Source organism: Myceligenerans indicum, from assembly GCF_016742955.1.
GTDB classification, from domain to species: Bacteria; Actinomycetota; Actinomycetes; order Actinomycetales; family Cellulomonadaceae; genus Myceligenerans; species Myceligenerans indicum.
Window position 1 is genome coordinate 81727 of the sequence record NZ_JABBYC010000008.1, and the last position, 24348, is coordinate 106074.

Genomic DNA, 24348 nt, shown 5'->3' on the forward strand with positions numbered 1-24348 from the left:
GGCGGTACCTCTTCCCGAAACGGACATCCGCCCGTCTCTCTCGTCGTCGCTAGTTCTCCTTCTCCACGTCCTCCGCCAGTGTCCCCAGATACAGAGAGATCACCTTCGGGTCGCTCTGCAGCTCCTGACCGGTGCCCGTGTACGCGTCCTTGCCCTGGTCCAGGACATAGCCCCGGTCGCAGATCTGCAGGCAGCGCCGCGCGTTCTGCTCGACCATGATCACGGACACGCCCGCCTTGTTGATCATGCGGGTGCGCAGGAACGCCTCGTCCTGCCGCACGGGCGACAGGCCGGCGGACGGCTCGTCGAGCAGCAGCACCGACGGGTTCATCATGAGCGCCCGGGCCATCGCGACCATCTGCCGCTCACCGCCGGACATCGCTCCCGCGCGCTGGCTGCGTCGCTCCCCCAGCGTGGGGAACAGGTCGACGATGAACTCGAACCGCTGGTCGAACGTCCTGGGACGCAGGTACACGCCCATCCGCATGTTCTCCTCGACCGTCAGCGAGGGAAACACGTTGTTCGTCTGCGGCACGAAGCCGACGCCCCGGGCCACCAGCGAGTTCGCCTTCATCCCGGTGATGTCCTGGCCGTCCAGGGTCACCGTGCCGGAGGTGATGTTCACCAGGCCGAACAGGGCCTTGAGCAGCGTGGACTTCCCCGCACCGTTCGGGCCGATGATGCCGACCAGCTCACCCTTGCCGACCTCGATCGAGCACCCGTCCAGGATGTTCACGCCGGGCACGTAGCCGGCCTCGAGGTTGTCGGCCTTCAGCAGCAGTTCCTTGTCGGCGGGCAGTCCGGACGCCGTCCCGGCCGCCGCGGTCGTGGTCGTCTCGCTCATCGTGCCTCCTCCTCGGCCTCGAGCCGGGCCAGCACCTCGGGGTCGAGCAGCGCGTCGTCACCGAGGTCGGTGTCGTGGTGGGCACCCAGGTAGGCGTCCACCACTGCCTGGTCCTGCATGACGGACCCGGGCGGGCCCTCGGCCACGATCCGGCCCTCCGCCATGACGACCACCCAGTCCGAGATGTGTCGCACGGCGTGCATGTCGTGCTCCACGAAGAGGACGGACATACCCTCGTCGCGGAGGTTCTGGATGTGCCCCAGCAGCGACTGCACCAGGGCCGGGTTCACGCCGGCCATCGGCTCGTCGAGCATGATCATGGTGGGATCCGTCATCAGCGCCCGCGCCATCTCCAGGAGCTTGCGCTGGCCGCCCGAGAGCGATCCCGCGAACTCGTCGCGCATCTTGTCGAGCTTGAACCGCTCGAGGATCTCGAGGGCCTTCTCCTTGTTGCGCTCCTCGGTTCCGGCCCAGAGCGGCTGGAACATCGAGGCGAACATGCGCTCCCCGGGGTTCTTGGTCGCCGCGAGCAGCACGTTGTCCAGCACCGTCAGGCGCGACAGCGCCTTGGTGAGCTGGAAGGTCCGCACCATGCCGGCACGCGCGACGCGCGCCGCGCTCTTGTGGGAGATCGGCTCGCCCTGGAACGTCCAGGAGCCCTGGTTCGGCTTGTCGAAGCCGGTGAGCAGGTTGAAGAAGGTCGTCTTGCCGGCACCGTTCGGCCCGATGAGCGCGGTGATCGCGCCCCGCTCGACCTCCAGGTAGTCCACGTCGACGGCGGTCATACCGCCGAACCGGCGCTGCACGCCCTGGGCCGTCAGGATCGCGTCCGGCTTGGCCGCGCCGACCTCCGGCGCGACGTGCGAGAGGTCGCGGCCGGCGCGCTTCGCGGTCTCGCTGGCGGCGTGCTCGTCCGCGCCGGCAGCGGCGTCGTTCTCGTTCACGGTCTTCTCATCGGGCATCGAGGGCCAGCTCCTTCTTGTTCCCCAGGATCCCCTGTGGCCGGAAGATCACGATCAACATGAGGGTCACGCCCACGAGGACACCCGCCACGTGGTCGACGTTCTTGGCCGGGATGGGCAGGAACTCCATGAGGTCGGTCCGCATCCCCGCGCGCACGATCATGTACACGAAGAAGAACAGCATCGAGCCGAGGACCGGGCCGAACAGCGTGGCGGCTCCACCCAGGAGCATCACCGTCCACACCCAGAACGTCATCGTGCGTCCCATGGCGTCCGGGGCGATGGCCCCTGGTAGCACGTAGATGATCCCGGCCAGCGCTCCCAGGACACCGCCGAGGATGAGGGCCTGCATCTTGTACGAGTACACGCTCTTGCCGAGGGCGCGGACGGCGTCCTCGTCCTCCCGCACGCCCTTGAGCACGCGGCCCCACGGGCTGCGGGTGAGCAGCCAGACGACGAGCAGCGCCAGCACGACGAGGCTCCAGGCGAACAGCCGGGTCCACCACGAGTCGGAGCCGTTGTTCAGGTACTCCAGGGGGCCGATCATGGTGCGGCCGTCGGGCAGGAACGACAGGTCCTGGAACGATCCCTTGTAGTCGCCGCCCCGCAGACCGGCCGAACCGCCGGTCTGGGCGTCGAACAGGGTGGAGCGGCCCAGCATGCGGATGATCTCCGCGGCCGAGATCGTGACGATGGCCAGGTAGTCGCCCCGCAGTTTCAGGGTGGGCAGGCCCAGGACCACCGCGAAGAGGGTCCCGGCGGCCATCGCGACGAGCAGGGCGAGCCAGAACGGCGCGCCCGCGATCGTCGAGATGCCGAAACCGTAGGCGCCGAGCAGCATGAAGCCGGCCTGGCCGACGTTCAGCAGACCCGTGTAGCCGAAGTGGACGTTCAGGCCGATCGCGGCGAGCGCGTACGCGGCGGTGGCCGGCGCCAGCAGCTCCCCGAGGGCCAGGGTGAGGACTCGAAGCAGTTCTTCCATGACGAGGCTCCCTTCAGCCGATCCGCTCGCGGCTGCCGAGGATGCCCTGCGGCCGGATCAGGAGGACGAGGATGAGGATCAGCAGGGCGGTCGCGTAACGCACGTCACTGGGAATCACCAGGCCGGCGAGTTCGACGACCAGGCCGATCAGGATGGATCCCACGAGTGCCCCGTACGCCGTGCCGAGGCCGCCGAGGGTCACCGCGGCGAACATGAGCAGCAGGAGCTGCACGCCCAGGTTCCAGGTGAACGAGCCGAACGAGATGCCGATGAGGAGACCGGCGAGCGCGGCGAGCCCCGTGGCGGAGACCCACACGATGCGCACGACGGCGTCCGGGTCGATGCCGGTCGCCGAGGCGAGCGCCCGGTTGTCGGCGACGGCGCGGATCGCGCGTCCGATCCGGGTCTTGGTGAGCAGGACGGCGATGGCGATGATGACGACCAGCGCGACCGCCATCGAGATCCACGACGCTCGGCTGAGCGTGATGCCGGCGATCGTCGTCGGGATCGGGTTGCTCGTGATGATGCGCATCGAACCGGCCTCGATCCACTGCAGCACGTACTGCAGGGCGAGCGACAGACCGATCGTCACGAGCATGAGCTGCGCGGCGGGGGTGCCGCGCCGGCGCAGCGGGCGCCAGATCGCCACGTCCTGGAGCAGGCCCGTCAGGCCGCCGATGACGATGATCAGCAGTGCGGCGACCCAGATCGGCAGGCCGGCGCGATTGATCAGGAGGAATCCGCCCATCGCGCCGATGACCACCTGCTCGCCGTGCGAGAAGGAGGAGATGCCGGTGGTGCCGAAGATGAGGCTCAGGCCCACGGAGGCGAGCGCCAGGAGCAGGCCGAACCGGAGGCCGGAGCCGACCTGCTGCCAGATCTGCCCGAACGACGGGAAGCTGGAGACGTTCACGTCGTTCTCGACGAGCCCCTCCGCACCTTCCGCGCCCGGTCCGGCGTCGCCGGCCGGCGCGCTGGTCTCGGATTCGGTCTGTTCCGGGGACGGAGCCGGGCCCGTGCCGACGGTGAACGCGCCACGGGCCGTCGAACCGGTCTGGGCGCGGACCTCACGCTCCGCGGGGTCGGCGTGCGTGTCCGCGGGGAGGGTGTCGGTGTTCACGGTCAGCGTGTAGGTGCCGCGCACCGGCACCGTCACGGACACCGGGCCCTCGTCGGTCGTGGTGACGACGGCCTCGAAACCCTCGCCGGCAATCGTGACCTCCACGCCGGGTACGGGATCGTGCTCCTCGTCGAGCACGATCGGCGAGACACACGTGGTGCTCGCATCGGGCATGCAGTCTGTCGCGATGTCGTCGGTCGCCGCTCCCGCGGGCGCGGCGAACATCACCGCACCCGAGATCAGCGCCGCGAACGCAGCCAGGATCACGGCGAGCAGGCGCCGTGGGGCTGTCGCGATCATCGGTCGGTCGGCTGTCATGTGCCGGGTCCTCCGTGGTCTTCAGTTCCAGATGTCCGAGGGTTGCTCGAACAGTTCGGGGAGTCCCGGCATCCAAGGAATTCAGCAGTGCTGAACGGGCCCTGAACCTGCCGCGGATTCCCAACAGTGCGGGAAGTGTAGCGGCGGCGTGTTTCACATCTACGATCCCATGGCACGGTACTGGTTACGATTCAGCATCCACGCGGTCAGGCATCCGCCAAGTACACTCGGAACCAGAACATCTCGGGCACCAAGGCCCAGCGCATCCGGGCACCTGGACCCAGAGAAGAACGGGCTTCAGGGCCCAACCGAGACGGCACGGCGAGCGATGCTCGGAGACGCACCCGTACCGCGCGGCGGCACGAACCCGCAATACTGTCCGAATGATCTCCCGGCTCGCGAGCCTCCTGACCGTACTGATCCTTCTCACCACGGCTGGTTGCGGCCAGGCCGGGACTCCCCGCACCTCGACGCCCCCCGAGCCGGGCGGCACGGCATCTTCCGGCACCACCACGGGATCCGGCCCGGCGACGGGATCCCCGTCACCTCTCCCGAGCAACTCGCCCGACCAGGCACCACCCTCCCCGTCGGCCGGTCCGCCCGGGCTGCCGATCGATGATCTGCTGGACCACATGAGCCTCGTGGAGAAGGTCGGGCAGATCATCATGGTCGGGGTGCCGGTGGCCGGCGAACGCGAGGAGTCCGCCGCCGCCATCCGCGAGCATCACGTGGCGAACATCTTCCTCCACGGCCGGACCCAGGCGGGGCAGGGCCCGGTACGCCGGCTGGTGGACGACTTCCGGAAGGTCGGCGCGGTGGCGAACCCGCGCGACCCGCTCATGCTCGTCGCCACCGACCAGGAGGGCGGCGCCGTGCAGGTGTTGCGCGGCGAAGGCTTCAGTGACATACCGAGCGCCGTTGACCAGGCCGCCATGCCTCCCGCCGACCTGCGCCGCAGCGCTGAGACGTGGGGCACGGAGCTGGCCCGTGCCGGCGTCAACCTCAACCTGGCCCCGGTCGCGGACGTGGTGCCGGCGGACTCCGCGTCGTCCAACGCTCCGATCGGCGCATACCGCCGCAACTACGGCTATACCCTCGACTCCGTCGTCTCCGGATCAGTGGCCTTCGGCCAGGGGCAGCGCGACGCCGGGGTCGCCACCACACCCAAGCACTTCCCCGGGCTCGGCCTCGTGGTCGGCAACACCGACACGACCGCGGGCGTCACGGACACGGAGACCGGACCGGACGCGAGGTCCGTCGAGGCGTTCGCGGCGAACGTGGACTCGGGGAGCGAGTTCGTGATGATGTCGTCGGCGATCTACACGAAGATCGACGCCACCCGGCCCGCGGTGTTCAGCCCCGCCGCTGTCGACCTCCTGCGCGACGACCTCGGCTTCGACGGCGTGATCATGACCGACGACCTCTCGGCCGCAGCCCAGGTCCAGGCGTGGACCCCCGGCGACCGCGCGGTGCTGGCGGTCGAGGCCGGGGTCGACCTCGTGCTCGCCTCGGCGGACCCGGCCACCGCGGCGCCCATGGCTCAGGCGCTGGTGGACCGCGCCGAGCAGGACCCGGACTTCGCCGCGAGGGTCGACCGGGCGGCAGGCCGGGTCCTCAGCGCCAAGGCGGCCCTGTCCCGCTGACCTCCGTGCGGTGCCCCCGGCCGAGCCCGCCTCGGCCAGGGCGCCGGCCGCCGTCGGACGGCCTCCCTGGCCCGGCTACCGGCCGGAGACGGCCGGCACGTCGGCCAGCCCGAGCACCTGCAGGATCCAGGCGTGTTCGAAGGCGATCTGCTCCCACGCGGAATAGCGGCCGGACACACCGCCGTGACCTGCCTGCATCTCGATCTTGAGCATCGCCGGGGCGCCGGCCGCGTGCAGCCGCGCCACCCATTTCGCCGGTTCGACGTACATCACGCGGGTGTCGTTGAACGACGTCGTCGCGAGAACCTCCGGGTAGCGCGAGGCGTCGTCCGGGATGTTCTCGTACGGGGTGTACGACTTCATGTAGGCGTACACGTCGGCATCGTGCAGCGGGTCGCCCCACTCGTCCCACTCGGTGACCGTCAGCGGCAGCGACGGGTCGAGCATGGAGGTCAAGGCGTCCACGAACGGTACGCCGGCCAGCACTCCCCCGAACGCGTCGGGCGCGATGTTCACCGCCGCACCGACCAGAAGACCACCGGCGGAACCGCCGTCGGCGACCGTTCGGTCGGCCGTGGTCCAGCCCACGGCGGCAAGATGCCGTGCGCACGCCACGAAGTCCGTGAAGGTGTTGCGCTTGTTGCCGAGCTTGCCGTCGTCGTACCAGTGACGGCCCATCTCACCACCACCGCGGACATGGGCGATAGCGAACACGACGCCCCGTTCGAGCAGCGAGAGGCGTGGAATCGAGAAGTACGGGTCCAGGGACATCTCGTAGGCGCCGTAGCCGTAGAGCAGCACGGGTGCGGGGGCGAGCGGTATGCCGTCGTCCCCGAGTTCCACCCGGTCCTTGCGCCAGACCAGCGAGATCGGGACCCGTGTCCCGTCCGCGGCGACGGCCCACTCACGACGCTGCGCGTACTCGGAGGGCTCGAAACCGCCGAGAACCGGCGTCTGCTTGAGGAGCGTGCGCTCACCCGTGGCCACGTCGTAGTCGTAGACAGCCGACGGCGTCACGAACGAGGTGTAGCCGACCAGCAGGTTCGGCTGCTCCCAGACGCCGACGCCCGCACCCACGGACTCCAGCTCCTGCCCGAAGGTCATCTCCTCGAAGCTCCACACGGGCTCCGCGCCGGTCACCGGGCGACCGGAGGTGCGAGGCCCGGCGAGCTGGGGCCGCACCTGCGGCCCGGTCTGCGGCGATTCCGTGTCGAGGCGCAGGATCCCGCTGCGCCCGATGGCACCGCGCCGGTAGTACAGGACCACGTAGCGCTCGGAGGCGGAGACACCCTCGAGCCGGATCTCGGGATCGTGCGGGACGACGACGTCGCCCCAGCTCGCCGTGCCTCCGGCTCCGGGCACGTCCACGAGTGTGAGCTCGAAGTTCTCGGCGTCCTCGTTGTGCAGGACCAGGAGAACGTCGCGTCCGGGACTTCCGGCCGGTGCGCCCGCCACCGGCAGGACCGCGTGCTCCACCGAGTACTCGACCCCCTCCGACCGGGGCCGGACGCACCGGAACTCGCCGGCGGGATCGTCCGCCTCGAGGATCCAGCACTCGCTGGTCACCTTCGAGGCGAGCTCGATCATCAGGTACTTCTTGGAGCGGGACACGCCCGCGCCCATCCAGTACCGCTCGTCGGGCTCGTCGAACACCATCGCGTCCTCGTCGCGCGAGGTCCCGATCCGGTGCCGCCACAGGCGGTGCGGTCGCCAGGCCTCGTCGATGGTCTGGTAGAAGACGTGCACACCGTCGGGCGCGAAGAAGGCGCCGGGGGCGGTCCCGGGAACCTCGTCGTCCAGGTCCGTGCCCGTGCGTAGATCGCGGATGCGGAGGGTGTAGCGCTCGTCGCCGGCCGTGTCGACCGCGTAGAGGAGGAGGTGGCCGTCGTCGGACACGTCGAACGTGCCGAGCGAGAAGAACTCGTGGCCGTCGGCCTCGGCGTTCTGGTCGAGCAGCACCTGCTCGCCGGGCACGGGCTCGCCCGGCTCCAGGACCCGCGGGGTCCAGTCATCAGGACCGCCGACCTCGTACCGCGCGTGGATCGGGTACTCCTTGCCCTCCTCGGTGCGGGAGTAGTACCACCAGCCGCCGTCCCGCGAGGGGAGCGTCAGGTCCGTCTCCTGGGTACGCGCCTTGATCTCGTCGAAGATCGACTGGCGCAGCGGCGCGAGGTGCTCGAGACGTGACATCGTCCAGGCGTTCTCCGCCTCGAGGTGTGCGACGACCTCCGGGTCCTCCTTCTCCCGCAGCCACTCGTACTCGTCGGTGAACACGTCACCGTGATAGGTACGGGTGGTCGGGCGGCGGGCCGCGTCGGGCGGCATGACGGTCTGATCCACCGCATCAGCCTAATGTCGCCGTAGCCCGCACGGCGAAGAATCCACAGGCTCCACCTTCGCGCGGATCGCGCTCGAGGGGGATCAGCCGATCACGCCGGCGATCAGCTCGACGAAACGGTCCACGTCCTCCTGGGTCGTGTCCCACGCGCACATCCAGCGGGCCTCGACGCGGTCCGGTGTCTCCCCCGCCCCCCAGTCGTAGAAACGGACCTGCTCGCGGACCACGTCCGCGGTCCGCCGCGGCAGGGTCGCGAACACGACGTTCGCCTCCGTGGGGTGCGTGACGCGGACGACCTCGCCGGGCAGCGTGTGATCGATCGCCCGCCGCAGGCGTGCGGCCATGTCGTTCGCGTGCCGCGCGTTCCGCAGCCAGAGAGGTGCGCCGTCCGGCGACACCACGGTGGACGACGCCGTGGGGTCCTCCGGACCGCCCGGCGCCCCGGAATCCCCCGGCTCGCCGAGCAGGGCGAGAAGCTGGGCCGACACGAACCGGCTCTTCGAGGCGAGCTGCATCGTCTGCTTGCGCAGGAACGGGATGGACTCCGCCAGACCGGCGTCGACTCCGCCGTCGAGGACGATCACGGCCTCGCCGAGCATGCCGCCGTTCTTCGCCGCGCCCATCGAGAGGATGTCCACGCCGACGTCGGTGGTGAGCTCGCGCAGGCCGGTCCCCAGCGACGCCGCCGCGTTGGCCAGGCGTGAGCCGTCGACGTGCACCAGCATCCCGAGGTCATGGGCGGCACCGGCCAGCGACCGCAGCTCGTCGATCCCGTAGACGGTGCCGAGCTCCGTGGACTGCGTCAGGGACAGCACGGCGGGCTGCGCGCGATGCGGGTTGCCGCGGTCCCCGGCCCAGGCGAGCAGCGCATCGGCCGTGATGCGGCCGTGCACGGACGGGCAGGCGAGGAGCTTGAGCCCGCCGACCCGTTCGGGCGCGCCGTTCTCGTCGGTGTTCGCGTGCGCGACGTCGCTCAGCACCACCCCTCCCCAGCGTGGCGCGGCCGCCATCAGGCTGATCACGTTGGCACCCGTGCCGATCAGCACGGGGAACGCGACGGCTTTCGAGCCGAAGATCTCACGGGTCCGTACCTGGAGACGCTGCGTGACGGCATCGTCCCCGTAGGGGACGTCCGGGCCGTCGTTCGCGGCCACGACAGCGGCCATGACCTCAGGATGAACAGGAACGTAGTTGTCGGAGGCGAAGTGCTGCACGGCCCCATTGTCCGCGCTCCGCCCGGCCGCTCGGCGGCGTGCCCACGGGGTGCGACGACGCGGCGGCCCGGGCGTCCTCTCTCACGAGAGGGCACCCGGGCCGCCGCCGAACGACATTCCGGTGGACGCTCGCCGGACCCCGGAGGGTCCGGCGAGCCCAGCGCCGACGAGTCAGCGTTCTACCGGCACGCCGGTGTCACTCGATCGAGCCCTCGACCGCGTTGGTCCACTCGATCGTGTTGTCGTCCTGGTACTCGTACACGCCGATGAAGGCGGACGACGGGTCGTTGTCGGCGTTCAGCGGGCCGATGCCGGAGACGCCGACGTAGCGGATCTCGTCACCGTCCTCGAGCGCCTTGACGCCATCCGCGAAGGTCGACACCTCGACGCTGCCGTCCTCGGAACCGGAGACCGCCTTGATGTTCTCCGAGATGGTCTTGCCGTCCGTGCCACCGCCGCGAACCGCCGCGAGCGCAGCGAGGATGGTGGCGTCGTACGACTCGGGGCTGTAGGCGAAGTCCTCGAGCGGCGAGCCCTCGGTCTCCTCGTAGTAGGCCGAGAGCCGGTCCTTGAAGTCCTGCTCCGCCTGGGCACCCGGGATGGTGCCGACGACGCCGGCGAGCGTGCCCGGGTCGAAGTCGCCCTCGTAGGACGCCGTGTTGCCGTCGCAGAAGTAGGTGGTGCCGTCGAACTCCCAGCCCTGGGCCAGCAGCTCGGCGACGATCGCCTTGGTCTCCTCGAAGGCGATGACGCTGATCGCGTCCGGCTTCTGCGCGAGCAGGTCGGTCACCTGCGCGGCGAAGTTGGTCTCGCCGGGCTGGAACTCCTGGCCCTCACCGGTGCCGCCGTAGACGATCTCGGCGCCGGCTCCCTCGAGCGTCTTCTGCACGTTGTCGCGCAGGCCGGTGCCGTAGTCCTCGTTCTGGACCAGGAAGCCGACCTTCTGGTGGCCGCCGTCCAGGATCAGGTTGCCGAGGGCCGACCCCTGCACGGTGTCCGGCGGTGCGGTCCGTGCGTAGAAGTCGCTGTAGCCGGACAGCGTCGTGGCGGTGTTCGCCGGGGAGATCTCCATGATCTCCTGTTCCTTGAACTTGTCGACGACGTTCGCGGACACCGCCGACGACGCGGCACCGATCACGACCGCCACGTCCTGGCTGATGAGGTCGGACGCGGTCGAGTTCGACACCGAGTAGTCGGTGGTGTCACCCGAGTCACCCGGGATCAGCTCGACATCATTACCCAGAACGCCGCCGGCCTCGTTGATCTCGTCGACCGCCAGGCCGACGCCGGCGACCTCGGGCGGCCCGAGGAACGCGAGGGTTCCGGTGATGGGCAGGATGGTGCCCACCTTCAGTGCCTCGTCGGAACTGCCGCCCGACGTCGTCGAGCAGGCCGCAAGGCCCAGGCTGAGGACCGCGGCGAGCGCGAGCCCGCGTGCGGCCGTGGAACGTCGATTCATGCTAATTCCCTTCAAACGGGAGTAGTTCTGCATGACGCGGCACCTTGCCCCGTCGTTGCGTCGAACGTAGTCATGCTGTGTCACACCAGTGTGACGAGCGCCTCCCCCGATCGGATCGTTACGGTGCTGTGACCTCGGCGTGACCGCTTTTCTCCCAGGACATTCACGAGCGCCTCCGAAATATCGCAGGCCGAGCCGAGGATCCCTGTGTAGGGTTGCTGGTGTTGCAGTGTGATCGTTCTTCCAAGAGATGACGACGACACCGTGATTGACCGCGATCCCGAAGGCCGGGGTCGTCACCTCTTGCAAGGAGCAAGGCATGGCATTCGGAACCGTCAAGTGGTTCAACGCTGAGAAGGGCTTCGGCTTCATCGCCCCCGAAGAGGGCGGCAGCGACGTCTTCGCCCACTACAGCGCCATCCAGACCAACGGCTACCGCTCGCTGGAGGAGAACCAGCGCGTGGAGTTCGACGTGAAGCAGGGCCCCAAGGGCCTGCAGGCGGAGAACATCCGCCCCGCGTGATCTGAACCCGGGCCCCGGCCCGACACGACGAAGGGCCCGGCTCCCCGAGGGGAGGCGGGCCCTTCGTCGTGCCCCGGACCGGGGCTCACGTCAGGCTGCGGCAGCCGGACCCGCCCACGCTCATCGCGGTCGCGGGGCCTCAGAAGTCGCCGCCGCCGAAGTCGAAGCCGCCGCCGTCGCCGCCGAAGAAGCCACCGCCGTCGTCTCCCCCGCCGAACATGCCCCCGAAGAAGCCGCCGCCGTCGCCGGCGGCCGCGTCGGCGCCACCACCGTCCATGCCGGAGGCATCGACGACGCCTGCGTCCCCGGCGTCGGCACCCGCGTCCTCGCCGACGGTTCCCTCCTCACCGGCGCCCGCGTCCTCCGCGCCGGCCTCCTGAGCGTCCGTCTCGTCTGCCTCGGCGTCGGCGGCGTGCTCCTGGCCTGGGTCGCCGAAAGTGGGTCCGAACAGCGCGTTCGCTACCGCGGAGCCGATCACGTAGCCACCGATCGTGCCGAGCAGGCTGGCACCGAGCATCGAGCCGAACGAGGGCCCGCCGAAGCTGCGCTGCAGGGTGCCCGGCTCGCGCATCTCGGCACGGGTCGCCGCCCGGGCGAGCTCCCGGGGGTCGTCCGACGCCGCCTGCTCGTGCGGCGGCACCTGCGCGTTCAGCTCGGCGAGCACCTTGCGCCGCTGCTCGGGCGTGAGCTTCTCGAACGCCTCGGCGTGAGCCTGCTCGACGGCGTCCGGTGGAGCGGTGCGCAACATGTACTTGTAGCGGTCGATGGCGATGTCGTCCGGAGTACGCCCGCCGGCCTGCTGCGCGCCGTGGCTCGGGGAGGCCGCAGCCCGCGCCCCGTAGGTCGGTGAGGCGGTGGGTGCCTGACCACCCTGCGTGCCGTACGGCCCGTACTGCCGGTAGGGGTCCTTCGGCTCACGGCCGAGGAGTCGGTCGAGGAAGCCCATCTCATCCCTTTCGTCGAGCGGTCACCCGTTCAACGCGGCCGGTCGCCCACCGGTTCCGGGGGCACCTTCTTCGGACGACGCACCGTGATCGCGCGGCCTGCTCGTCGATGTCGGTGTCTCCTGGTAGACCGGTGACATGTTCCTCCTGGAACCGGGGCACCCTGAGACTCTCGTGCACTCGGCCGGCGACCTGGTCCTGGCCGGCGAGTGCGAGTTCCGGCTGCTCCGGCGGCTCGACGAGCTGCTCGGGCGCAGTCCGCGGCAGCCGCGTGACGAGGACGAGATGCTTGCCCGCACCGCAGCCCTCGGTGACGCCCACGAGAGTCGCGTGCTCGCCGCATACCAGGCGCGGTACGGGGTCACGGTGCTCGGGACGGAGCGGGACGGCGCGCCGGCGGGCGGCGTGTTCAGCGTCCCCGCCGCCCGCCGCATGTCGTACGACGAGCTGGCTGCCGCGCACGAACGCACGCTGGCGGCGATGGAGCACGGGGCCGACGTCGTGTACCAGGCATCCTTCTTCGACGGCCGGTTCCACGGCAGAGCTGATTTCCTCCTCCGCGCCCCGGTGCGCGACGCCCAGGGCGCGACGCCCACCGGTCCGGGGACACCCGGCCCCGACGGCGCAGAGGACGACGCCGCGAAGGGCGCGGCGCGTCGTCCGCGCTACGCCGTCTACGACACCAAGCTGGCGCGACGGGCCAAGGTCCGCGCCCTGCTGCAGCTCGCCGCCTACGCCGACCAGCTGATCGCGGCCCGGATCGACCCCACCGAGCAGCTCCACCTGATCCTCGGCGACCGGACCGAGACCCACCACGACCTGGGTGACGTCCTGCCGGTGTTCCGGCAGCGCCGCGAACGCCTGCTGCACGTCCTGGCAGCGCACGTCGACGACGACGCCCCGGTGTCCTGGGGCGACGACCGCTGGCTGGCCTGCGGCCGGCTCGGTACGTGCCCGGACTGCGCCGAGGCGGCCGCCACCCACCGGGACGTGCTGCTGGTCAAGGGCGTCTACGAACGCCAGCGGGTGCGGCTCGTGGAGGGCGGGGTGACCACTGTCGACGCCCTCGCCGCCGCCGAGAAGGCCCCGGACGGGATGCCCGTGGCGCGCTTCGAGGGACTGCGGGAGCAGGCCCGCCTGCAGCTCGGCCTCGACGCGGGGCACGGGTCGGTCCCGCTGGACCGGGCAGGGCCGGCGGGTGCGCCTCCCGCGGACCGCCTGCGCTGGAAGCTCGTGGATCCGGGACCGATCGACCGTCTGCCCGATCCGTCGCCGGGTGACCTGTTCTTCGACTTCGAGGGAGACCCCTTGTGGGAGGAGACGCTCGCTTCCGGTGAGCCGGCCGCGACCGGGCTGGACTACCTGTTCGGGTGGGTGGAACGCCCGGCTGCGCCGGGCGAGGATCCCCCGTTCACCGGTCTCTGGGCAGACGGCCTGACCGCCGAGCGGGACGCCCTGGTGCGGTTCGTGGATCATGTGAACGCCCGCCGGGCGGCATATCCCGGGATGCACGTCTACCACTACGCGCCCTACGAGAAGACGCATCTGCTGTCGATCGCCGCGCGGCACGGCACGTACGAGGACGAGGTCGACGACCTGCTGCGGGACGGGGTGCTCGTGGACCTCTACGCGGTGGTCCGCTCCGCGGTACGGACCAGTGACCGGTCGCTGTCGATCAAGAAGCTCGAACCGCTCTACATGGCCGGCGACCCGGCGCGGGAGGGAGTCAAGGACGCCGCCTCGTCCGTGATCGAGTACACGGAGTACGTGCAGGCCGTGGTGGAGGGGAGGACGGACGACGCCGGTGTCCTGCGCCGCCGCATCCTGGAGTACAACGAGTACGACTGCCGCTCCACGCTGCGCCTGCTCGACTGGCTGCGATGGGCTCGGGAGCAGGTCCCCGGAGAGGCCACCGAGGATCCCGCTCCGGCGGGTGAGACGGCCGGCGCGACGGCGCGGGAGGCGACACGGCAGACGGACCGCCGACGCCGGGCCGAGCTGGCGCGGGAGATCCGGGACGTCGTCGGGGAGAGTGCGGAGCGCCGCGGCCCCGACGAGCAGGCGCTGGCCCTGCTCGGGGCCGCCGTCGAGTACTACGTACGCGAGGCCAAGCCGTTCTGGCAGGAGCACTTCGGCCGTCTCGAGCTTCCGGTCGACCAGTGGCCGGGACAGGGGTCGACGTTCCGCGTGGAGGACGGGCAGGTCCTGCGGGACTGGGAGGTCGAGTCCGGGCGGAGAACCCCGTCGCGGGACATCGAGCTCGCGGGCCGGATGCTCGACGCGTCCCGGGTCGGTGACTCGGCACTCGTGACCGGAGCTGCGGTGCAGGTGCTCTACGACCAGCCCGTGCCGCCCGTCGTGCGCGGCGTCGCCGACCGTGCCGTGCGGGGCGCCCACGCCGGGGGTGAGATCGTGGGCGTGCGCTCGGACGCCGACACCGGGACGACGGGCGATGCCGACGTCGTCGTACTCCGGGAGCGGTTGCGGCGGGACACGGACGAGCACCACCAGCTCCCGGTCGCCCTCTCACCCGGTGCCGGGCCGGGGCACGGACCACAGGAGCAGGCCGTGGAGGACGCGGCGACCGCGGCTCTGCGAATGTGGCGGGGGAGGCACGAGCTTCCCCCGGGGCCCGCCTCCGATCTCCTGGAACGGCGGCCGCCACGGCTGGCCGACGGCGGTGAACTGCCCGATCCCCGTGCTCACGGCGACATGGTGGCGACGGTCGAGCGGGTGCTCCGCGATCTCGGCAACTCGTTCCTGGCGGTGCAGGGTCCGCCAGGAACAGGCAAGACGCACCTCGGATCGCAGGTCGTGGCCCGGCTCGTGGCCGACGGGTGGCGGGTCGGCGTCGTGGCGCAGTCCCATGCCGCGGTCGACAACCTGCTGCGCGCGGCCGTGCTGAAGGCGGGGCTGCCGGCCGACGTCGTGGCCAAGAAGCGGCAGGACCTGGGACCCTCGCGCGGAGCCGCGCCGCCGGAGGCGACGGGATCCGCGGCCCCAGGGCCATCCGATCCGCCGTGGCAGGAACTCGGTGCCGACGCACTCGCGGAGTTCGCCTCCCGGAGTCCGCACGGCTACGTGGCCGGCGGAACCGCGTGGGACTTCGCGCACCAGCGCTGGCCCGCCGGTGAACTGGACCTGCTCGTGATCGACGAGGCGGGACAGTTCTCGCTGGCCGACGCCGTCGCCGTGGCGCGATCTGCCCGGCGCCTCCTGCTCCTCGGGGACCCTCAGCAACTGCCCCAGGTGACACAGGGCCGGCATCCCGAGCCCGTGGACTCGTCCGTTCTCGCCTGGCTCGCGGGTACGGAGCCCGTCCTGCCGAGGGAGCTCGGCTACTTCCTGGACACCTCGTGGCGGATGCACCCGGCCCTGTGCGGCAAGGTGTCGGACCTCGCCTACTCCGGAAGGCTGGCGGCCCACCCGGTCGCCGCGGAGCGCGCCCTGGCGGGCGTGGAACCCGGGGTGCGTCACGTCCTGGTCTCGCACGAAGGCAATCGGCTCTCCTCCGCCGAGGAGGCCGCCGAGGTGGTGCACCAGGTGCGGGAAGTGATCGGACGCCCGTGGTCCGATCCCGCACTCGGGCGCACCGACGCCGCGGCGGGCCACGGAGACCGGGCCCGCGCCGACGGGACACGGCCCCTCGGCCCGGAGGACGTCCTCGTGGTGGCCGCCTACAACGCCCAGGTGCACGTCGTACGCCGGGCGCTCGCCGCGGCCGGGCTCGACCGGGTGCCTGTCGGAACCGTCGACCTGTTCCAGGGCCGTGAGGCCCCCGTGGTGGTCCTCACGCTCGCGGCCTCGTCACCGCACGACGTCTCGCGGGGCATGGGGTTCCTGCTGTCGCGCAACCGCCTCAACGTCGCGGTGTCCCGCGCTCAGTGGCGGGCGGTGGTGGTGCGCTCGCCGCGCCTGACCGACTACGTGCCGGGAGATCTCGAGGCCAACGGTCTCCGCCATCTTCTCGACCTCGGCGCCTTCCTGCGCCTCACCGGCGGCTGACCGAGCGGGACGAGGGACAGCGCGACGGGGTGACGACGGGCGGTACCGAGCCGCCGCGACGAGCGAAGGCGGGGCAGGGTAACTCCTTCGCTCTCCGGTAGGGCAAAATGTCCGATCGTGTGACTGGTCCTCTGGCGTTTTCGACGTCCGATGCTCCATAGTGGCCACGCCCCCACGTTGAAGGAGAAACCATGGCCGTGCGCTTCAACCCGCCTCCGGGTTGGCAAGTGCCCCCGGGATTCCGCCCCGACGCCAGCTGGGTACCCGACCCGTCCTGGCCCCCGGCCCCGCCCGGCTGGGAGTACTGGATCGACGAGCCGGTGGCCGCGCACCCCGTGACGCCGCCCGCTCAGACGCCGCCGGTCCCGACGCCGCCCGTCCCGGAACGGCCCGCGGAGGAGACCATGGTCGCCGCCCCGGTCGACGAGAGGACCGTCCGCCGGGTCCCCGACGACGCCGCGACCCGGCCGCTCGACGAGTCAGCCATGACGCGGGCCGCAGACACCCCCGGAGCGGGAGGCCCCCGGGCGGACGAGACGATGATCCAGCCCCTTCCCGGAAATGCCGGCACGGCACCACGTGAGAACACGAGCACGATGGCGCTCGAGGCCGTACCCGGTGTCGGCGGGCCGCCTCCGGCCCGTGCGCCGGGACAGGCTCCCGTGGGCGCTCCCCTGCCCCCGGGAATGCCCGCCGGTCCTGGTGGCCCGGGCTACGGCGCCCCCGGCGTGGCGGCACCGGCTCCCGGCGGCCCCGGCGGTCCTGGCGGTCCTGGCGGTCCTGCCCGGATGCTGCCGCCTGACGGCCAGGAGCCGAAGAACCCGGTGGCCGCGATGGGGCAGAGCCTGCTCGGCTCGTTGAAGGGTCTCGGCGGCAAGTCGCGCCCGCAGGATCCAGCGGGCGCGGGATCGATGCACACGGGCCCCGCATCGCCGATGGGTCCCGGACCGCAGGGACCCGGACCGCAGGGACCGGGACCGCAGGGACCGGGACCGCAGGGACCGGGACCGCAGGGACCCGGTGGCCGTCCGCCGGCCGGGAGCCCGGGGGGTCCCGGGGGTCCTCGCCGAGGTGCGAAGTCGCCCGGCTCCGCGTTGCTGATCGGTGTCGGTGTCGCCGGTACGGCACTGGGGGTGATCATCGGCGTGGTCGTCACCGCAGGGCTGCAGGCTGACGCGAACCAGGCGATAACCGACGCCGAACAGATCCAGTCCCAGGTCGCCGCCGAGCGCGAGCAGCTCGAACAGGATCGCGCGAAGCTCAAGGAGCAGCGCGACGACGTGGCTCAGCGAGAACAGGACCTCAGCAAGCGCGAGACGGAGCTCACCAAGAACCAGCGCGAGCTGGACCAGCAGCGGGAGCAACAGCAGCAGGAACAGCAGCAACAACAACAGGAGGAGCAGAACAACGGGAACGGCGGCTTCCAGTTCTTCCTCACCTGTGATGACGTGCGCGCGGCGGGCCGCGCGCCGCTCCCCGAGTCCGACCCCAGCTACCGCTGGTATCTCGACCCGAACAGCAACGGCCAGGCCTGCGAGAACGGCGAGTAGCCGAGTTCGGGAAGATGAACGGCCCGAGGCAGAACCCCAGATTTCTGCCCCGGGCCGTTCGTTTGTTCCCGCCGGAGGAACCCAGACTCCGACGGGAAGTCTTGTCGGGCCGCGCAGGCCCGGGTCACGTCACCCTCCGGAATCCCCCGGGAGCACGTCCGTCGCGTCGTCGTTCTCGGTGGTGCCGCCACCGAGGACGTTGCCCAGACCGTCGATAACACCCTCGAGGATGCTGCCCACGCCGTCGGTCACCGTCTCGATCGGCCCTGTCGAGCCGGGCTGCTCCGACCCGCTCGGGCTCGGACCAGGCGTCGTCGGGGCCGTGCCGCCGGACGTCCCCGAGCCGGAACCGGCGTCCTCGCCGGGGCCGATCAGACCTTGCTGCACGGCGACGGCCGCCTCGGTCAGGTCGATGAGACACAGCCGCCACCGGCCGGCGTCGACACCGTCGGGGACCACGCCGAGCGTGTCCTCCGTCATGTCTGACGGAGCGGTCCACGGGGCATCACCGCGCGCGGAGACGCACGCTTCCATCGCCGCCACGACGGGCCTGTCCTCGGCATCCGTCATGGCACGCCCGAGGTCCGTGATCAGCGCGGGCAGCTCGGCGCGGGCCGGCGTACCGACGACGCCCCCGGCCGGGTCGTACGTGACCGTGCACTCCGGCGACGTCGTGCGGCACCACGAGGTGCCCCACCGCTCGCCGTCGGTGTAGACGAACCCCCGTGGCTCGACCGGGGAGCTGACCTCCGCGACACGGAACCAGACCTCGCCGTCGCCGAGCACGTCGAACGGGGCGATCTCGACGGACGTCGTCGACGGGTCGCCGGCATCCAGCGGCTCGTCCAGGACGAGGTGCTGGGCACCTGACGCCACGTCGGACGTGAGACCGAAGACCAGCGAGGAACCGCCGTCGGCCCGCCGCACGATCGCATCGTTCGTGACACCGTCCCAGAGGAGGGTGCCCGCGGTGCCGCCGCCGGCCATCGTGCGGAAGTCCTGATCCGTGCCCGCGACGATGCGCAGGCCCTGCCAGACGGTCGAGCCGTCCTTCGTCCCGAGGTCGATCCTCGCCAGGAAGCGGAGCCTGTCGCTCCAGGCGGCGATTCCCAGGTCGACGACGGCCGTGTCCTCGTCGACCATGACGGTGACGGGGCGCGTGACCTGTCGGACGTGCGGACCGACCTTCGTGAGCTGGACGGATCCATCCGGGATCGAGGACGGGCCGGTCGCCGACGCCGTCGCGCCCGCGGTGGGAGCGGGCTGGGCACCGACCGTGTCGCCGTCGACCGCCGCCGAGGACAACGGAGAGACCTGTACCGGGCCGTCGCTCCACAGGCCCGGCACGCCCGGGAGCGCACCGGCCGCGCCGAAGCCCGCGGTGCTCAGGACCACCCCCGCGGCCGCGGCATAGCCCGCGCGCCGCGCAACGTGCTTGCGCCGGCTGGACCGCAGCACCATGTCGACATCGAGGGTCGAGCTTCCGGCGGCATCGAAGGCGGTGTCACGGAGGCGAGAGACGAACTCCTGGTCTGACATGTGGTCGCTCACCGGACACCTCCCCGTGCTTCCAGGATCGTGCGCAGCTGGGCGAGCCCACGCGACGCCGTCGACTTCACGGTGCCGAGCGGCATACCGAGCTCGCGGGTCACCTCGGTCTCCGACAGGTCGAGCAGATGCCGCATCACCACTACCCGGCGCTGCTTGAGCGGTAGCTGGAGCAGCGCGCGGACCACGGCGTCTCGGTCCTCGACAACCCGGGTGTCGGGCGGCCGGGAGGCCGAGCCGCCCGGACCCTCGCCCCCTGCGGCGGGCTCGTTCAGCAGGTCCTCGGGCCCCGCGAGCACCTCGCGGCGCGTGCGGCGCCACGTGTCGATGCGCAGGTTGGCCAGGATCCGCCGCGCGTACGCCAGTGGCTCCCCCTGGCGCGCCTTGTGCCAGTGGCGGTAGCACCGCTCGAAGGTCTGCTGCGTCAGCTCCTCCGCGCGGTGCCGGTCGCCGCAGAGAAGGAAGGCCATCCGGTGCAGCGGGTCGCGCGCGGAGCGCATGAACTCCGTGAACTCCGCATTCTTGTCCGTGGCCTGTGCACCTTCCGCAGTGGCGCGGTCGGAATCCGGTTGTCGCGCACTGCCACGTACTGCCGCGTGGCGGATCTGGGAGCCCACGCGGCCAGAGGCTACGGCATCCCCTGACCTGTGGCGATAGTCGACAGACGCGTGAATGGCATTCCCTTGGCCGAGTTCGCTCTCCTGGTCGGCCGGCCCGGCACCATCCGGTCCGGAACCGACCAAGCCGGCGATGTCGGACTCGACACCCGTGATCCCGGCCGGACCGAGCGAGGATGCCGCCGCCCCCTGCGCGGCGGCAACTCCCTCCGGCATGCCGTCCCGCGGCAAGCCGTACGACGTCGTGCCCCTGATGAGGCTCACGACGACGCGCGCATCGGTCCGGTGCGCGGGAACAGTGACGGCACGCGTGCAGTCACACGCGTCGTGCCTGGAGATGCCTGCGGCAAGGACTGCCGGGGGCGGGACAACAACCGTCACGAACAGAACACGCGGCAGGTTCCCGAAAGGTTCCAGACAGTTCTGCGAATTCTGTCATGACCTTTTTGTTCTTACGGTCCCGTGACAGCACGCCGCAGCCGTCGTCGTTCCCGGCCGCTCCTCCTTATGCTGGAGAGATGCCGCGAGTCCTGGTCGTCGACGACGACCGCACCGTCGCCGAGGTGGTGGTCGCCTACCTGGAACGCGCCGGGATCGACGCGGATCACGCCACCGACGGGTTCGGCGCGCTGGCGTCGGTGGCCACCGCGCCACCGGACGCCGTCGTGCTGGACCTCATGCTGCCCGGGCTCGGAGGCCTCGAGGTCTGCAGGCGGCTGCGGCAGCTGCACCCGGACCTTCCGGTGTTGATGCTCACCGCCCGTGGTGAGGAGGAAGACCGCGTCCTCGGCCTGGAGATGGGCGCCGACGACTACGTGACCAAACCCTTCAGCGCCCGCGAGCTCACGCTGCGGGTCCAGGCTCTTCTGCGCCGCGCAGGCCCGGCGAGTACCGCGGGCCCTGGCCGGCCGGCACCTCAGGGCGCGTCCGGAGCGGGCCATGGGGTCCGGTACGGCTCGGCGAGCGGGCCGGACGTGCTCCCGACGGACACCGACGTCCTGCGCGACGGAGATCTCGTGCTCGACGCCGCGGCTCACCGCGTGACCCGGAACGGGCGGGAACTCCAGCTCACAACACGGGAGTTCGACCTGCTGCGCTGGTTCCTGCGCCATCCCGGCCAGGTGCACGACCGGCCCAACCTCATGCGCGAGGTCTGGGGCTGGGAGTTCGGGGACCAGTCGACGGTGACGGTGCACGTCCGCCGCCTGCGCGAGAAGGTCGAGAGCGACCCGTCGGCACCATCTCGCCTGGTCACCGTGTTCGGCGTCGGCTACCGCTGGGACCCGGCGGCGCGGGATGCGGCGGAGGACCCCTCGTGGACGGAGTGATGCTCGAAGGCGTCGTCCTGTCGGCCGGCGTGGCCGCGGCCACCGGCGCGGTGGGCGCGCTGGGCGTCTTCGCCGTCGCCCGGCGGCGTGTCCCGGTGGCGGCCGTGCTGGCACCGCTCGTGGTCGTGGTGTCCGTCGCGGCGGGTGTGTACACGAGCGTGCGCGCCATGTTCCTGTCCGACAAGGACTCCACCACCGTGCTGCTCCTGCTCGCGTCCGCGATCCCGGTGGCGCTCGGCGTCGGGATGATCCTGGCGGTGCGGATCTGGCGGATCGCCGCGGAGGCCGCGTCCCTGGCGGCGACCCGGGAGCGGGACCGCGAGATCGAGGCGGGACGCCGGGAGATGGTCGCCTGGGTCTCGCACGACCTGCGCACGCCGCTCGCGGCGGTACGGGTTCTCGCCGAGGCCCTCGAGGACGGCGTCGGAGACCATGCCGAGACCGTGCGACGCATCCAGGCCGAGAACCACAGGATGTCGGAGATGGTGGACGATCTCCTCGCCCTGTCACGGCTGCAGTCGCCCGCCCTGGTCCTGCACCGCCAGCCCGTGGACCTCCGTGACCTCGTGTCCGACGCCGTCGCAGCGGTCCGCCCCCTCGCCGACGCCGGGGCCGTGCGGATGGTCGAGGCCGAAGGCGACGGCGCGGTTGCCGCGGTCGACGCTCGTGAGGTTGCCCGCGCGCTGGCGAATCTTCTGGTCAACGCTGTCCGCCACACCCCGCGTGGGGGCACGGTGACGGTCATGGCGCGTCCGGCGGCGGGTCGTTCGCAACCCCCGGACCTGCCGACCGCAGTGGTCACGGTGCAGGACGAGTGCGGCGGGATCCCCGAGGCGAACCTGCTCAGGATGTTCGACGCGGGGTGGCGTGGAACGCGTGCCAGGACCCCCGAACGAGAGACGGCGGGCAGCCTCGCCTCCGGGCGGACGAGGCCCCCGGAGACCGGTGGGGCCGGCCTCGGGCTGGCGATCGTCCGCGAGGTCGCCGAGGTGCACGGCGGATCCGCCTCGATCCGCAACGCCGGAAAGGGCTGTGTCGCGGAGCTGCGGCTGCCCATCGTGAACGGGCTGGCGTCCGGGGCGACGTCGTCGCGGGCGGCCACGGCGCGCTGACCCATGACCACGGCACGGACCTCGTTCCCGGGGCCGCGCGCCGCAGCATGAACACCTCGCACGGCGAACCTCCCGCCGGGAGATGATCGGGACCATGAGTGCAGAGAATTCACCCGACGCACGGCCACGGGAGGAGTGGACCGGGCAGCTCGGCTTCATCCTGTCGGCGATCGGGTCAGCGGTCGGTCTGGGAAACATCTGGCGGTTCCCCGGTGTCGCCTACGAGAACGGTGGCGGGGCGTTCCTGGTGCCCTACCTGATCGCCCTGGTCACCGCGGGCATCCCGATCCTGTATCTCGACTACGCGATCGGGCACAGGTTCCGCGGCTCCTCGCCGCTGGCGCTGCGCCGGATCAGCCGCTGGTTCGAGACGCTCGGCTGGTTCCAGGTCGCGATCTGCTTCGCGATCGCCGTCTACTACACCGCCGTGATCGCATGGGCGCTGAGCTTCTTCTGGTATTCCTTCGGCCTGCGCTGGGGCGATGACACGACGACGTTCTTCCTCGTCGACTACCTGCGGGTGGCTGACGTGGGGGGTGCGGACCCCTGGTTCACGCTCGACTTCGTCCCGGCGGTCCTGATCCCGCTCGTGCTGGTGTGGGTGGTGACGATCGTCATCCTGTCGGCGGGTGTCGCGGGTGGCTTGCAGCGGGTGAACGTCCTGTTCATGCCGCTGCTTCTGGTCGCGTTCGGGGTACTGGTGATCCGCGCCCTGACCCTCCCCGGCGCCGCGGACGGGCTGAACGCCTTGTTCACGCCGGACTGGAGCTCGCTCCGGGACGCGAACGTGTGGATCGCCGCCTACGGACAGATCTTCTTCTCCCTGTCGATCGCCTTCGGGATCATGATCACGTACGCCTCCTACCGCAGGCGCCGCGCGAATCTCACCTCGCCGGGCCTGGTCGTGGCGTTCGCGAACTCCGGGTTCGAACTCTTCGCCGGCATCGGCGTGTTCGCCGCCCTCGGATTCCTCGCCGGCCGGCAGGGCGTCGCGTTCGGGGAGCTCGAAGGGATCTCGGGCCCGATCCTGTCGTTCGTGACGTTCCCCGCGCTGGTCTCCGAGATGCCCGCCGGGACGCTGTTCGGTGCGCTGTTCTTCGGGTCGCTGGTGATGGCCGGATTCACGTCGCTCGTCTCGATCCTGCAGGTCGTCTCGGCCGCGTTCCAGGAGAAGCTGGCGATCTCACGACGCCGTGCGGCGCTGGTGATCGGCGGCGTCGCGGGGGTGCTGTCCGTCCTGGGCTTCTCGACCACCACGGGCCTGATCGCACTCGACACCCTGGACAACTGGGCCAACAACATCGGAATCGTGTCCTCGGCGGTCCTCCTGTGCGTGCTGGTCGTCTGGGTGGGGCGGCGCGGCGCGGAGCTGCGCTTCCACCTGAACTCCGTCTCGACGCTGCAGATCGGGGGCTGGTGGACCTTCTGCGTGGGGGTGCTGGCTCCGGTCGTGCTGGGCTGGATGCTCGTGTCGCGCGTTCGCACGCTGCTCGTCGAGGGGTACGGGGGCTATGCGCCCTGGTATCTCGGCGTCATGGGCTGGGGTGCGATCGCCGCGTTCGTGGTCTTCGCGGTGCTGCTCACGCTCACGCCCTGGAGATTCCCGGTGGGGGACCACACACCCTGGCCGCGGTACGACAAGTTCGTCGCCCCGCAGCCGCGCGAGAGGAAGGAGACTCCGGCATGAACGCGAGTGCGATCGTCCTGATGGTGGTCTCGCTGCTGCTCGTCTGGGGCGGGCTGGCCGTGAGCATCGTGATGCTCGTTGCCCGGCCGGAACGCCCGGACTGGCCCGAGGGCTGGGACCACGACGACGCCACGAAGGACTGACCTGCTCCGAC

At 70.9% G+C, this 24348-nt stretch carries 18 protein-coding genes; 8 read left to right on the forward strand and 10 right to left on the reverse strand.

Annotation, left to right across the window (positions count from 1 at the left end; genetic code table 11):
• Nucleotides 1–49: 49 nt before the first annotated feature.
• The 4 genes from HGK34_RS07420 to HGK34_RS07435 are packed head-to-tail and all read right to left on the reverse strand — an operon-like array spanning nucleotide 50 to nucleotide 4226.
• Nucleotides 50–844 (reverse strand): ABC transporter ATP-binding protein, encoded by a 795-nt coding sequence (locus HGK34_RS07420; protein ID WP_201845940.1) that lies wholly within the window; start codon nucleotides 842–844, stop codon nucleotides 50–52.
• A complete protein-coding gene (locus HGK34_RS07425; protein WP_201845941.1) occupies nucleotides 841–1806 on the reverse strand; it encodes an ABC transporter ATP-binding protein in 966 nt (321 codons plus the stop codon). Before HGK34_RS07425 ends, HGK34_RS07420 begins: the two co-directional genes overlap by 4 nt.
• Complete coding sequence (locus HGK34_RS07430; protein WP_201845942.1) at nucleotides 1796–2788, reverse strand: branched-chain amino acid ABC transporter permease; 993 nt, start codon at nucleotides 2786–2788, stop codon at nucleotides 1796–1798. The genes HGK34_RS07425 and HGK34_RS07430 overlap by 11 nt, the downstream gene beginning before the upstream one ends.
• Nucleotides 2789–2801: 13 nt before the next feature.
• Entirely contained in the window at nucleotides 2802–4226 is a 1425-nt protein-coding gene (locus tag HGK34_RS07435; protein WP_201845943.1) for a branched-chain amino acid ABC transporter permease, read from the reverse strand.
• 383 nt (nucleotides 4227–4609) lie between these two features.
• Here HGK34_RS07435 and HGK34_RS07440 point away from each other — a divergent pair, with 383 nt between their 5' ends.
• The gene (locus HGK34_RS07440; protein WP_201845944.1) at nucleotides 4610–5869 is read left to right on the forward strand and encodes a glycoside hydrolase family 3 N-terminal domain-containing protein; all 1260 of its coding nucleotides are present in this window, start codon (nucleotides 4610–4612) and stop codon (nucleotides 5867–5869) included.
• Nucleotides 5870–5944: 75 nt separating this feature from the next.
• Here the strand turns inward: HGK34_RS07440 and HGK34_RS07445 are convergent, their stop codons facing one another.
• The 3 genes from HGK34_RS07445 to HGK34_RS07455 all read right to left on the reverse strand — a co-directional run bounded on the left by HGK34_RS07445 (nucleotide 5945) and on the right by HGK34_RS07455 (nucleotide 10880).
• Nucleotides 5945–8194 carry a S9 family peptidase gene (locus HGK34_RS07445; RefSeq protein WP_201845985.1) on the reverse strand — a complete coding sequence of 750 codons (2250 nt, stop codon included), beginning with the start codon at nucleotides 8192–8194 and terminating at the stop codon, nucleotides 5945–5947.
• Between the two features lie 96 nt (nucleotides 8195–8290).
• Nucleotides 8291–9421 (reverse strand): threonine aldolase family protein, encoded by a 1131-nt coding sequence (locus HGK34_RS07450; RefSeq protein WP_201845945.1) that lies wholly within the window; start codon nucleotides 9419–9421, stop codon nucleotides 8291–8293.
• A 196-nt stretch (nucleotides 9422–9617) separates the two neighbouring features.
• Nucleotides 9618–10880, reverse strand: a complete 1263-nt coding sequence (locus HGK34_RS07455; protein WP_201845946.1) for an ABC transporter substrate-binding protein — start codon at nucleotides 10878–10880, stop codon at nucleotides 9618–9620.
• 319 nt (nucleotides 10881–11199) lie between these two features.
• Between HGK34_RS07455 and HGK34_RS07460 the strand changes: the two genes are divergently transcribed.
• Nucleotides 11200–11403, forward strand: a complete 204-nt coding sequence (locus tag HGK34_RS07460) for a cold-shock protein (RefSeq protein WP_201845947.1) — start codon at nucleotides 11200–11202, stop codon at nucleotides 11401–11403.
• Nucleotides 11404–11542: 139 nt separating this feature from the next.
• Here HGK34_RS07460 and HGK34_RS07465 read toward each other — a convergent pair whose 3' ends face one another.
• Nucleotides 11543–12349 (reverse strand): hypothetical protein, encoded by an 807-nt coding sequence (locus tag HGK34_RS07465; protein ID WP_201845948.1) that lies wholly within the window; start codon nucleotides 12347–12349, stop codon nucleotides 11543–11545.
• Nucleotides 12350–12485: 136 nt separating this feature from the next.
• Between HGK34_RS07465 and HGK34_RS07470 the strand changes: the two genes are divergently transcribed.
• A complete protein-coding gene (locus HGK34_RS07470; protein WP_201845949.1) occupies nucleotides 12486–16352 on the forward strand; it encodes a TM0106 family RecB-like putative nuclease in 3867 nt (1288 codons plus the stop codon).
• Nucleotides 16353–16543: 191 nt separating this feature from the next.
• Nucleotides 16544–17902: an excalibur calcium-binding domain-containing protein gene (locus HGK34_RS07475; RefSeq protein ID WP_201845950.1), complete on the forward strand. Its 1359-nt coding sequence runs from the start codon at nucleotides 16544–16546 to the stop codon at nucleotides 17900–17902.
• 129 nt (nucleotides 17903–18031) lie between these two features.
• Here HGK34_RS07475 and HGK34_RS07480 read toward each other — a convergent pair whose 3' ends face one another.
• Together HGK34_RS07480 and HGK34_RS07485 are read right to left on the reverse strand one after the other, a co-directional pair.
• A complete protein-coding gene (locus tag HGK34_RS07480) occupies nucleotides 18032–19453 on the reverse strand; it encodes a hypothetical protein (RefSeq protein ID WP_201845951.1) in 1422 nt (473 codons plus the stop codon).
• Entirely contained in the window at nucleotides 19450–20067 is a 618-nt protein-coding gene (locus HGK34_RS07485) for a SigE family RNA polymerase sigma factor (RefSeq protein ID WP_307815843.1), read from the reverse strand. Before HGK34_RS07485 ends, HGK34_RS07480 begins: the two co-directional genes overlap by 4 nt.
• 518 nt (nucleotides 20068–20585) lie before the next feature.
• On the opposite strand from HGK34_RS07485, the gene HGK34_RS07490 reads away from it, so the two are divergent.
• From HGK34_RS07490 to HGK34_RS07505, 4 genes are all read left to right on the forward strand, one after another.
• Nucleotides 20586–21395, forward strand: a complete 810-nt coding sequence (locus tag HGK34_RS07490) for a response regulator transcription factor (protein WP_201845952.1) — start codon at nucleotides 20586–20588, stop codon at nucleotides 21393–21395.
• Nucleotides 21383–22507: a sensor histidine kinase gene (locus HGK34_RS07495; RefSeq protein WP_201845953.1), complete on the forward strand. Its 1125-nt coding sequence runs from the start codon at nucleotides 21383–21385 to the stop codon at nucleotides 22505–22507. The genes HGK34_RS07490 and HGK34_RS07495 overlap by 13 nt, the downstream gene beginning before the upstream one ends.
• A gap of 94 nt (nucleotides 22508–22601) precedes the next feature.
• Nucleotides 22602–24194 (forward strand): sodium-dependent transporter, encoded by a 1593-nt coding sequence (locus tag HGK34_RS07500; RefSeq protein WP_201845954.1) that lies wholly within the window; start codon nucleotides 22602–22604, stop codon nucleotides 24192–24194.
• A complete protein-coding gene (locus HGK34_RS07505; RefSeq protein ID WP_201845955.1) occupies nucleotides 24191–24337 on the forward strand; it encodes a methionine/alanine import family NSS transporter small subunit in 147 nt (48 codons plus the stop codon). Before HGK34_RS07500 ends, HGK34_RS07505 begins: the two co-directional genes overlap by 4 nt.
• Nucleotides 24338–24348: the final 11 nt, after the last annotated feature.